Origin of the sequence: Flavobacterium noncentrifugens (genome assembly GCF_900100375.1) — a bacterium.
Taxonomy (GTDB): Bacteria; Bacteroidota; Bacteroidia; order Flavobacteriales; family Flavobacteriaceae; genus Flavobacterium; species Flavobacterium noncentrifugens.
In genome coordinates this window covers 330,201-341,748 of sequence record NZ_FNEZ01000001.1, presented here as the reverse complement: position 1 = coordinate 341,748, position 11,548 = coordinate 330,201, and the positions used below count along the sequence as shown (strand labels likewise).

Here is an 11,548-nt window from a genome sequence, read left to right as displayed (position 1 = left end):
TGATAAATGCATACTTTTATAAAGTCATCCTTAAAAATATTCAATCATTGAAACCATAAAAGAATATACCAATGGCGAAGTCACCATCGTATGGAAACCGCAATTGTGCATTCACGCAGCTAACTGTGCCCGAGGATTGCCCAAAGTATTCCAGCCCAAAGATAAACCGTGGATCAAGCCTGAAGCCGCATCCACACAAAACATCATCGATCAGGTTTTTAAATGCCCATCAGGCGCACTTACAACTTATATAAATGCTCAAAAACAATAAAATGGAAAACGAACTCATCCTTAACGAAGACAAAAAGAGATTTGAACTGCACGTCGATGGCCACATTGCTTTTGTCGAATATATTTTAAATAATGAAAATATTATGTTCCTTACGCATACGGAAGTGCCTAAATCACTCGAAGGCAAAGGCGTTGGAAAGAACATTGTAGAAAAAACGCTCCATTACATCAAAGACCACAATTATACTTTAGCACCCTTGTGCCCGTTCGTCGCCGCTTATCTCAAACGCCATCCCGAATGGAAATCACTCCTTGCAAAAGGTTATAACATCGGCTAATGGAAATCAACATCAAAGATTGTAAACTCGAAATCAACGAAGCCGAAAATCAATTCGAATTCGACATCAACGGAAAAACTGCACTAATCGAATATGCCATTGAAGGAATGAAAATTTACCTGACACATACAGAAGTGCCTTCCGAATTTGAAGGCCACGGCATCGCTTCAGAACTCGTTCGTCAAACATTACAACACATCAAAACGCAAAATTTAACCGTCATGCCATTGTGTTCTTTCGTCGCGCATTATATCGACAACCACGCCGAATGGCATTCGCTTTTATCCGAAGGCTACCAAATGTAATTCACACCCAAACCATCAATTTGGCTATCTTTGCCCCATGAATGAAAATTTAGATCCAACGAACAACCACTACAATTCAGAAGAACTCGACCTCGAGAAAAAACTCAGGCCGCTGTCTTTTGATGATTTCGCCGGCCAGGACCAAATTCTCGAAAACCTCAAAGTGTTCGTAGAAGCAGCCAATATGCGTAATGAAGCACTCGATCATGCGCTTTTTCACGGGCCGCCGGGATTAGGAAAAACAACGCTTGCAAACATTCTGGCGAACGAGCTCGGTGTTGGGATCAAAATCACCTCCGGGCCGGTATTGGACAAACCCGGAGATCTTGCCGGATTGCTCACAAACCTCGAAGAACGCGACGTGCTTTTCATTGATGAAATTCACCGTTTAAGCCCGATCGTGGAAGAATATTTATACTCGGCGATGGAAGATTTCAAGATCGACATTATGATCGAATCAGGGCCAAATGCAAGAACCGTCCAGATCAATTTAAACCCGTTTACATTAGTCGGTGCCACAACACGTTCAGGATTATTAACCGCCCCTATGCGCGCGCGTTTCGGAATTTCATCGAGATTGCAATATTACAATACTGAACTGCTAACAACCATCGTCCAACGAAGTTCCGCAATCATCAAAATGCCCATTACGATGGAAGCCGCAATCGAAATTGCCGGAAGAAGCCGTGGCACACCGCGTATCGCAAATGCCTTATTGCGCCGCGTTCGCGATTTCGCCCAAATCAAAGGCAACGGAAAAATCGACATCGAAATCGCCAAATATTCGCTCAAAGCATTAAACGTTGATGCGCACGGACTCGACGAAATGGACAACAAAATCCTCACCGTCATCATCGACAAATTCAAAGGCGGCCCAGTCGGCTTATCTACATTGGCCACAGCTGTATCCGAAAGCAGCGAAACCATCGAAGAAGTTTATGAACCATTTTTAATCCAGGAAGGCTTTATCATGAGAACACCTCGTGGCCGTGAAGTGACTGAAAAAGCATACAAACATTTAGGCAAAATCAAAACCAACATCCAGGGCGGACTTTTTTAAACAAGCAATTATGCCACAAAAAACGGACTACAATTATCCAAAACAACTTTCGATAGTTCGTTTTTTGTTAAACGCAGAAAGCATCCGCAAAAATCCGATCCCATTCCATAGAAAATATTTTGACGCATTTGGAGATACGTTTTCACTGAAGATAGGCAAAACAAAACACGTCATTCTTTCGAGGGACAATGAAGTTGCACAACACTTGCTTCAAAAACATCAAAAAAATTACCAGAAGTCGGAACTGCAAACCAAGTTCATCTCTAAATATTTGGGCCACGGCTTGCTGACCGTCAATGGTGATTTTTGGCTCAGGCAACGCCGACTGATCCAGCCTGCTTTCCACAAACAGCAAATGAACCAGCTCGTTCAGAATATGCAGCAAACGATTGTTGCCGAATTAAAAAACCTTCCGGAAGACCAAACGATTGCTTTATTTCCGGTCATGAACCGACTGGCATTCAATGTAGTCGCAAAATCGTTATTTCACCTTTCGGCTACCGAAGAAAAAATGAACCGGCTAAAACAAGTCATCAGCGAAGTCCAGGAATTCCTGATCAAGGAAATCCGCGTGCCTTATAAAGCACTGTGGTTTAAATGGAGCGGACAAGTCAAAAAACATCAAAAAATGGCATTGGAAAGCGACGCGATCATCCTGGAAATCGTCGAGCAGCGCATCCAATCGAATACCAAACAAAATGACCTGCTCGACATGTTGCTCGAAACCCGGTATGAAGATACCGGTGAATCTATGTCCATGCAGCAACTCATCGACGAGATCAAAATCCTATTCATTGCAGGGCATGAAACCACAGCAAATGCGCTAACTTTTACGTTGCACCTTTTAGGAAACCATCCCGAAGTGCAACAAAAAATCCATACAGAATTGGTCGCAACCGAATCTGAAACGAATGATCCAATCGAACAGCTCCAGAAAATGCCTTACACAAATGCCGTCATCAATGAATCCATGAGGCTGTATCCACCGGCCTGGATCACCGATAGGGAAAATATCGCCGACGATGAACTGCTGGGCCACAACATCAAAAAAGGAACCTTGATTGGCGTGTCCTTTTATGAATTGCACCGAAACCCGAAATACTGGGAAAATCCAAATGCCTTTATCCCCGAACGCTTTTTAGGCGATCAAAAAAAACAGTCGCTTCAATATTTTTACCCGTTTGGAGCAGGGCCAAGAATGTGCATCGGAGCCGGTTTCGCGATGTATGAAATGAGTCTGGCGCTTTCGCATCTTGTAAAAAAATACACGATCAGCACCCAAAATCCAGACATTCAGGTCAACCCGCTGATTACTTTAAAACCTGTTGGCGCTGAAGTTGTCTTTTCCAAACGATAATTCCCAAGGCAAAAAGCATTGTTTTTATTTTGGGCGTTGCCGTTGGCCGGGCTGTCCGCTGTATCTTTTGCGGCTCTGCTGCGCGCCGCCGCAAAAGGATGCCGCTTCCATCCCTAACGCTGACAAGTGCATCGAAATGAGAACCAAATTGTATCTTTGCGGCAGCATGATCGAGAACAAGCAGAAATACACACAATTCATCAAATCCGAAGCCCAACGCCTCGGCTTTCTGTCCTGCGGCATTTCCAAAGCCGGATTTCTCGAAGCTGACGCGCCGCGACTCGAAGCCTGGCTCAAAAAGAACAGCCACGGGCAAATGGCCTACATGGAAAACCATTTCGACAAACGCCTTGACCCAACATTATTAGTCGAAGATTCTAAAAGCGTCATTTCATTACTGCTGAATTATTATCCTTCGGAAACACAAAATCCCGATTCATACAAAATCTCAAAATATGCTTACGGACAGGATTATCATTTCGTAATCAAGGAAAAACTAAAAGAATTATTATTCTCGATCCAAAATGAAATCGGGGAAGTTTCCGGACGTGCTTTTGTCGATTCAGCGCCGGTTTTAGACAAAGCCTGGGCTGCAAAAAGCGGGCTCGGCTGGATCGGGAAAAACAGCAATTTACTTACGAAATCCACCGGTTCCTTTTACTTTATTGCAGAACTTATCGTTGATCTTGAACTAGAATATGACTACGCCGTAACCGATCATTGTGGCAGCTGTACAGCCTGTATCGATGCCTGTCCAACGGAAGCCATCGTTGCGCCTTATGTCGTTGACGGAAGCAAATGCATATCCTATTTTACAATCGAACTCAAGGAAAATATCCCAACAGAAATGAAAGGAAAGTTTGATGAGTGGGCTTTCGGCTGCGATATTTGCCAGGATGTTTGCCCATGGAACCGTTTTTCAAAACCGCACAGCGAACCGTTGTTTAATCCGAATCCCGAACTGCTGTCCATGTCTAAAAAAGACTGGGAAGAAATCACGGCAGAAACGTTTCAGGCCGTGTTCAAAAATTCAGCTGTCAAGCGCACGAAGCTCAGCGGACTGCAACGAAATATTGATTTCCTGAAACCTTAAGCCGGAACTTCAACAGTTTTTAAAGTCGATTCGCGTTCGATAATGTGTGTTGGCAATTCCACAATCTGGTGCGTTACCGGAAGATGCTCTTTGATCTGTGCGATTTCATCAATCAAAATAGAAGCGGCACGATGCCCGATTTCATAACCCGGCTGGTCGATTGTTGTCAGTTTCGGGGAAATTACGGTCGACATAAACCAGTTGCTAAACCCGAAAACTGCAATTTGGTCTGGAATTTTGATATTGATCTCATTCAAATATTTAATGATTCCAATCGCGACCAGATCGGTGATCGCAAAAACGGCATCCACATCTTTGTGGTCTTCAACGAGTTTTTTCGCACACACATAACCGTCTTCAAAATCACTATTGTGGTCACACATGTACACCAGGCTCGGATCATAAGCAATTCCGCGGTCTTCAAGCGCTTTTTTATATCCGAGAAAACGGTCGATCGAATTCTGTGGAACATACGATCCACGAAAGTGCGCAATCTTTTTATAGCCTTTTTCGATCAGGTAAGTCACCGCATCGTAAGCCGCTTTCCGGTCGTTGATCACGACTTTCGAGCAATCGACCATTTTGGCGATCTTGTCAAATAAAACAACCGGCGTATTGTTTTTGATCGCTGCATTGATGTGCGAAAAATCATCGGTTTCATTCGATAATGAAATCAAAATGCCGTCGACCCTTTTCTGCAAAAGCAGTGCAATCTGTTTTTTCTCCAACTCGTATTTTTCATTCGACTGCAAAATGATCACGAGATAACCACGATTTTCGGCTTCTTCGAGAATCCCGTTCAACACACTCGAAAAAAAATGGTGTACCGTTGCAGGAATGATCACGCCAATGGTTTTGGTTTCATTCGTCCGTAGGTTTACCGCGTTGGCGTTCGGACGATAATTCATTGTATCGGCCATTTCCAAAACCCTGGAACGCGTGGTTTTACTGATATCTGAATAGCCTTTGAGCGCTTTTGAAACTGTCGTAACCGAAATGCCTAATGCGGCGGCAATGTCTATGAGTTTGGTGTCGTTCATGAAATAAATGTAATAAAATTTAGATGGTTTTAAGAAATTTTATTTTTCCGAAAACGTTTTCGGTGGTTTCGAAAACGTTTTCGGTGCGAAATTCTCGTCTAGACGTTAAGATCTTGTTAAGTTTACAATAATAATCACTCATTATTAATAACAAACAAAAATATTATGAAACAACTTCACTTTTACGGCAGGAATTTATTGCTGCTGCTTTTTTTGGTTTTCATGCCTGTATTGATGTTCGCGCAGGACAAAGGATCCATTTCGGGGAAAATTTTTGACGATGCCGGAAATACGGTTCCGGGTGCAAACGTTTCCATTAAAGAATCCGCCAAAAATACCAGTACGGATGCCAATGGTGTGTACACTTTTTCAAACCTTGATGCCGGAAGTTACACAATTGTATCTTCAAGTGTAGGTTTTAAAACCATTCAGCAAAAAATTGAATTAGCTTCAGGCCAGAATCTCACTCAGGACCTGATGCTCACAGTAGAATCTGAAGCATTAAATGAAATTGTCGTAACCGGTTCGTCTGCGCCAAGAAGTAAACTCGAATCGAGTGTTGCGATCACTACAATGAGCGCCAAATCGATTGAAGACCGCGCCCCAATAAGTTCTGCAGCTTTATTGCAGTCGATTCCGGGTTTTGTGGTGGAAGCTTCGGGCGGGGAAATCGGGAACAACCTTTTTGCACGTGGAATCCCATCTGCGGGCGCTTACGAATATGTACAAATTCAGGAAGACGGTTTGCCGGTTTTTGAAGATGGCGCTTTGCAGTTTGCCAATGTCGATAATTTTTACAGGATTGACGAAACAATCGGGAAAATGGAAGCTGTTCGCGGTGGATCGGCATCGATTTTCGCATCGAATGCTCCTGGCGGAATCATCAATTTTATTTCCAAAACAGGACAAAATGACTTTCAGGGACGTGTAAAATTCACCACGAGTGATTACGGTTTGTTTCGTACAGATGTCAATTTAAGCGGTGCATTGGTTCCTGATAAATTATTTTTCAACGTTGGTGGATTTTACCGTGTAGATGATGGCGTAAGAGATACCGGATTTACGGCCAATAAAGGCGGTCAGATAAAAATGAACTTAACGTATAAATTTGACGACGGCGATTATTTACGGGTTTTCTACAAAAAATTAGACGACAGGAATACGTTTTATCTGCCAATTCCACTCAAAAGCAACAACGGAAAAATCGAAGGCATCGATGGTTTCGATCCGAATTACGGAACATTGACTTCTTCAATTTACAGAAACCTGAACGTACCACAATTTGGTGGCGGGTTTTTCAAAACCGATATCGAAGACGGCGTACATCCGGTAGTGGATGCGATTGGGGCAGAATTTAAAAAGAAAGTTTCTGAAAAAGTAACGGTTAAAAATGCTTTCAGAAGTACGAATATTGACCTCAATTACAATGCAATTTTTCCAAATGGCGGGCCATGGACGCAAGATGCTTACGCTACAGATGTTCAGGGATTGGGCGGAGCGTCAGATTTGGGTTATTCTTATGTTGACAATGGACAAACGGTTGATCCAAACGCTTTGATCATGCGTGCCGATCTTTGGTACATCCATAAAAAAATGCAGAATTTCGCCAACAACCTGTCTTTTAATTTTGATTTAAACCGTGTGAAATTAACCGCCGGTTATTACTATTCAAACTGGAAATCAAACCAATACTGGAACTGGAATTCTTTCCTTGTAAATGTAAGCGACAACCCAAGATTGCTCAATGTTCACGACAATGTAACCGGGCAAGAACACACTTACAACGGTGTTGAAAGAATTACCTGGCTTGAAAGAGACGCGCAAACCAAAGGTGTTCTGAACGATTTTTACCTTGACGCAGAAATCAAAGCAACCGATAAATTAACAGTAAATGCCGGATTGAGATACGATGTAAACCGTTACAGCGGCTACCGCGACCACGCCAATTTTAACTCGCAAAACCTCGGTATATTGCCAAACAATACGGCTGATGACGCGGTAACAACCATCGTTGGGGCGCCTTATACTTTCTGGAAATACAATGCCGAAGAATTGTCGTCAACACTTGCAGTCAATTATAAATTTACAGATCACACCGCTGCATACGCCAGATACAGCAATGGTTTCAGGTCGCCAATTGAAGAATCATTTTACGACAATGCCAAAGATTTGAGCAAATTGAAAAATGTATATGTCAGACAATTGGAATTGGGTTATAAATATGCAAATTCCATGTTTTTAGTCAATGCCAATTTCTTTCACATGGATCTTGAAAATGTTCCTTTTTCAGATATTCTTTCTGACGGAACTTCTGAAGGCGCTTTCGCGGATATCAAAAACATCGGAGTTGAACTCGAAGGAAATGTAAATCTTGGAAAAGCAAGAATGAACGTCAACATGACCTATCAGGATCCAAAATATGATAATTATGTTTCAACTGACGGATCGTTTGATTACAACGGAAACCAGGCACGCCGCATCCCGAAATTCTTCTGCCAGTTGCGTCCGGAAGTCGATATATACAAAGGATTGGCAGCTTACGTACAGTTTTCGTACTTCGATAAAAAATTCACGAATCAGGACAACAAACAGGTTTTGCCTGCTTTCAAGGAAGTTGGGGCCGGTTTGACCTACAAAATCAACAACCTGCGTTTTGCAGTTGACGGATCAAACCTTTTCAACGAAATTGGTCTAACAGAAGGCGATCCGAGATCAACAGGATCATCATCAAGCGATGTATTTATGGCAAGGCCAATTTTAGGCCGCGCCATCCGTGCTTCAGTAGCCATTAGTTTCTAAAGTTATTTTTTGTTGAGTTAGTTGAATATTTTATGCAATTTTGAAAAGGCTGTCATCTTCGCTCTGGCAGCCTTATTTTTAAAACCCAATTGAATTTATTACATTTAAGATTGCCGTTCGCTAGCAACACACCCAAAATCCATGAAAAACCTCGGAATCAAGATTTCCCTTTACCTGAATTATTTCGTCTTCGCGATTTTGCTGAACAGCGTCGGGATCGTAATCCTGAAAGCCCAGAAAAATTTTGGTGTCGATGAAGTCCAGGCCAGCATACTCGAAGCGTTTAAAGACATGCCGATTGCGATCGTATCTTTTTTCATTGCGTCGTTTTTGCCCAGGATCGGATACAAAAAAGCAATGCTTACCGGATTGGCTCTGGTTTCAGTCGCGTGCATTGCGATGTATTTCGGAAATTCGTTCGATACAGCGAAAATCCTCTTTGCAACCGTCGGCGTTTCGTTTGCACTGATTAAGGTTTCGGTCTATTCAATGATCGGAAACGTGACCGAAAACCAGAAAGAGCACAACGCTTTAATGAGCAGCATCGAAGGCGTGTTCATGATCGGGATTGCACTGGCGTATTTCCTGTTTCCTGCTTTCAACAACGACAACGACCCGAATTCGTGGCTGAATGTTTATTGGCTTTTAGCCGCATTGTCGCTTTTGTCATTTGCATTTTTACTGTTTACCAAATTCGAAAAGCCCGAAGAAATTCCCGGAGCAAACGTCGTCGATGATTTTCTTCAGATGTTTAAATTGCTCGCAAAATTGCTGATTGTCATTTTCGTCATCAGTGCATTTTTATTTGTGATGATCGAACAGGGAATCATGTCCTGGCTGCCTACATTCAACACAAAAGTATTGCACCTGCCCGAAAACATCAGCATCATGATGGCCAGCATACTCGCGATTTCATTGGCGGCAGGGCGAATTTTGGCCGGAATCGTAACCAAAAAAATCAACTGGATCTGGGTGCTCACATTTTGCATCGTGAGTGCGATGTTAATCGTAATTTTTATTTTGCCAAAAACAGTCGGCTTGGAGGTAAAAGAAATTCATTCTTTGCGCGATATTCCGCTTATTGGGTTTGCGTTTCCGCTCGTAGGCTTGTTCATTGCGCCGATTTATCCGTTGCTGAATTCGGTCGTATTAAGTGCGCTTCCCAAAAAGCTCCACAGCCCAATGACCGGATTGATCGTTGTCTTTTCAGCGCTCGGCGGCACTTTAGGCTCAAGAACAATCGGCTGGCTTTTTAAAAACCAAGGCCCGGAAAATGCGTTTTATTTTACATTAATTCCGATGTCGCTGCTGCTGATCGCCTTTTTTATATTGAAAAAATTAACTGCGAAAAATGAAATTTAACCTGCATATCCACAACACGCTCCAAAAGCTGCTCGCACAGGAAGATACTGACGGCGACCGTAAAATCACTATCGACGACAAAGGTCCAAAACGGTTTTTGCTAGAAGATCCCGAAGGAAATGTGGCTGTCATCAAAGGAACGTACCAGCTTTCAAACTTATTACAGGAATTGGCTTTGGCCAGAAAAAGCAACTTGGAAACTACTGAAATTGACCTTTCTAATATAACCGAATTACCGGTTTCCCGAATTTCAAGAAAAATCAAAGATTATTATTGGGACGGATTGACGCGTACGATTGACGAAGCCGGAATCAAAAAAATCATAGAAGACGACAAAATCGACAATCCGGTGGCATATTTATATGTGCCCGCAACCGACGATCTGGCTTACGATTATTTCAAAAAACTCGAAGCAACCACGCCAAAATTAAAAGTAATTCAGCTTCCGGTAGAAATCACATCTGAATTTGCATTATCGATCAATAAAAAACCCGGAATTCTGGCATTGGCTTTAAAAGAAGAAAATGGCACAATCAAAGGCGTTCCTTTTGTGGTTCCTGGCGGAAGATTCAACGAAATGTATGGCTGGGACAGTTATTTCATTGCACTCGGATTGATTACCGACGGAAAAATATCCGAAGCCAAAGACATTGCCGAAAACTTCAAATACCAGATCGACCATTACGGAAAAATCTTAAATGCAAACCGCAGTTATTATTTAACCAGAACACAGCCGCCACTTTACACGTCGCTGATTATGGACATTGCCGAGAAAGATGCCGATAAAAACTGGATTTCACGCCATCTCAAAACGGCGATCAAAGAATATGAAACAGTTTGGATGCAACTCGGGAAACGCCTCACAGATTCAGGTTTAAACCGATACAAAGCCGAAGGAATCGGATTGCCGTTTGAGGTTGAGCCCGGACATTTTGATGACATTCTCGAACAATATGCTTTGAAATATAATATTCCATTACGCGAATTTGAAACCAAATATTTAGAGCGCGAAATCACCGATCCCGAACTTGATGCCTATTTTATTCACGACCGCAGCATGCGCGAAAGCGGCCATGATACAACAAACCGTCTCGTGGATATTTGTGCCGATTTGAATACGATTGCCGTCAATAGTTTGCTTTATAAATATGAAACAGACATTGCTTTTTTGATCGGAAAATATTTCGATAACGCATTTCAATTGGATGAAAATCACATTCACTCTGCGGCATATTGGGAAAAGAAATCACAATTCCGAAAGGAAAAGATCAACGAACTGAACTGGAATGCATCCGAATCGATTTATTTCGATTACAATTTCGTCAAAAAAGAAGCGCATCATTTTGAAGCAGCAACAACTTTTTATCCGCTTTGGGCGAAATTGTGCACGACCGAACAGGCCGAGAAACTTGTTTCCGAAACGCTCCCAAAATTTAAAATGAAAGGCGGAATCGCAGGAAGTTCTAAAAATGCGATCCAAAATATCGATGAAAATGCGCCGGTACGACAATGGGATTATCCATTTGGCTGGTCGCCACACCAGATTTTGCTGTGGAAAGGCTTGCTGAATTATGGTTTTGACGATGTGGCACAGGAAATGATCTACCGCTGGCTGTGGCTGATCACGAAAAGCGCGGTCGAATACAACGGAACGATTCCCGAAAAATTTGACCTCGAAACCAATTCGCACAAGATTTTCGCAGAATACGGAAACGTAGGAACCGAATTCGATTACATTACAGACGAAGGTTTTGGCTGGATGAATGCATCGTATCAATTTGGCCTGAGCATTCTCAATAAAAATTTCATTGCTTATCTCAACGAACTCAGAGATCCCGATGAATTATTTGATTAATTTAAGAAAAACCGCTTCGAAAGTTGCGGTTTTTCTTTTTTACAGCTATCGGATGGCGATTTCTTTCAAAGATTAACCGTTAAAAATTTCCTAATTACACCCAGACTT

10 protein-coding genes are annotated in these 11,548 nt (G+C 42.4%); 9 read left to right on the top strand and 1 reads right to left on the bottom strand.

The annotated features are described in order from the left end of the window. The first annotated feature begins 43 nt into the window (after positions 1-43). From BLS32_RS01555 to queG, 6 genes are all read left to right on the top strand, one after another. A complete protein-coding gene (locus BLS32_RS01555) occupies positions 44-271 on the top strand; it encodes a (4Fe-4S)-binding protein (RefSeq protein WP_091391548.1) in 228 nt (75 codons plus the stop codon). A gap of 1 nt (position 272) precedes the next feature. Continuing rightward, positions 273-569, top strand: coding sequence for a GNAT family N-acetyltransferase (locus BLS32_RS01550; protein ID WP_091392348.1), 297 nt, complete (start codon positions 273-275; stop codon positions 567-569). Continuing rightward, the gene (locus BLS32_RS01545; RefSeq protein WP_091391547.1) at positions 569-874 is read left to right on the top strand and encodes a GNAT family N-acetyltransferase; all 306 of its coding nucleotides are present in this window, start codon (positions 569-571) and stop codon (positions 872-874) included. The genes BLS32_RS01550 and BLS32_RS01545 overlap by 1 nt, the downstream gene beginning before the upstream one ends. Positions 875-911: 37 nt before the next feature. Continuing rightward, positions 912-1,934: a Holliday junction branch migration DNA helicase RuvB gene (gene ruvB / locus BLS32_RS01540; RefSeq protein ID WP_091391546.1), complete on the top strand. Its 1,023-nt coding sequence runs from the start codon at positions 912-914 to the stop codon at positions 1,932-1,934. A gap of 10 nt (positions 1,935-1,944) precedes the next feature. Beyond that, the gene (locus BLS32_RS01535; RefSeq protein ID WP_091391545.1) at positions 1,945-3,291 is read left to right on the top strand and encodes a cytochrome P450; all 1,347 of its coding nucleotides are present in this window, start codon (positions 1,945-1,947) and stop codon (positions 3,289-3,291) included. A gap of 166 nt (positions 3,292-3,457) precedes the next feature. After that, positions 3,458-4,384: a tRNA epoxyqueuosine(34) reductase QueG gene (gene queG, locus BLS32_RS01530; protein ID WP_091391544.1), complete on the top strand. Its 927-nt coding sequence runs from the start codon at positions 3,458-3,460 to the stop codon at positions 4,382-4,384. On the opposite strand, the gene BLS32_RS01525 is transcribed toward queG, so the two are convergent. Beyond that, a complete protein-coding gene (locus BLS32_RS01525) occupies positions 4,381-5,424 on the bottom strand; it encodes a LacI family DNA-binding transcriptional regulator (protein ID WP_091391543.1) in 1,044 nt (347 codons plus the stop codon). The two genes, queG and BLS32_RS01525, sit on opposite strands and share 4 nt — an antisense overlap. Before the next feature lie 165 nt (positions 5,425-5,589). On the opposite strand from BLS32_RS01525, the gene BLS32_RS01520 reads away from it, so the two are divergent. The 3 genes from BLS32_RS01520 to BLS32_RS01510 all read left to right on the top strand — a co-directional run bounded on the left by BLS32_RS01520 (position 5,590) and on the right by BLS32_RS01510 (position 11,440). Continuing rightward, positions 5,590-8,223 (top strand): TonB-dependent receptor, encoded by a 2,634-nt coding sequence (locus BLS32_RS01520; RefSeq protein ID WP_091391542.1) that lies wholly within the window; start codon positions 5,590-5,592, stop codon positions 8,221-8,223. A gap of 141 nt (positions 8,224-8,364) precedes the next feature. Next, entirely contained in the window at positions 8,365-9,585 is a 1,221-nt protein-coding gene (locus BLS32_RS01515; protein ID WP_091391541.1) for an MFS transporter, read from the top strand. Further along, a complete protein-coding gene (locus BLS32_RS01510; protein ID WP_091391540.1) occupies positions 9,575-11,440 on the top strand; it encodes a trehalase family glycosidase in 1,866 nt (621 codons plus the stop codon). Before BLS32_RS01515 ends, BLS32_RS01510 begins: the two co-directional genes overlap by 11 nt. Positions 11,441-11,548 lie beyond the last annotated feature (108 nt).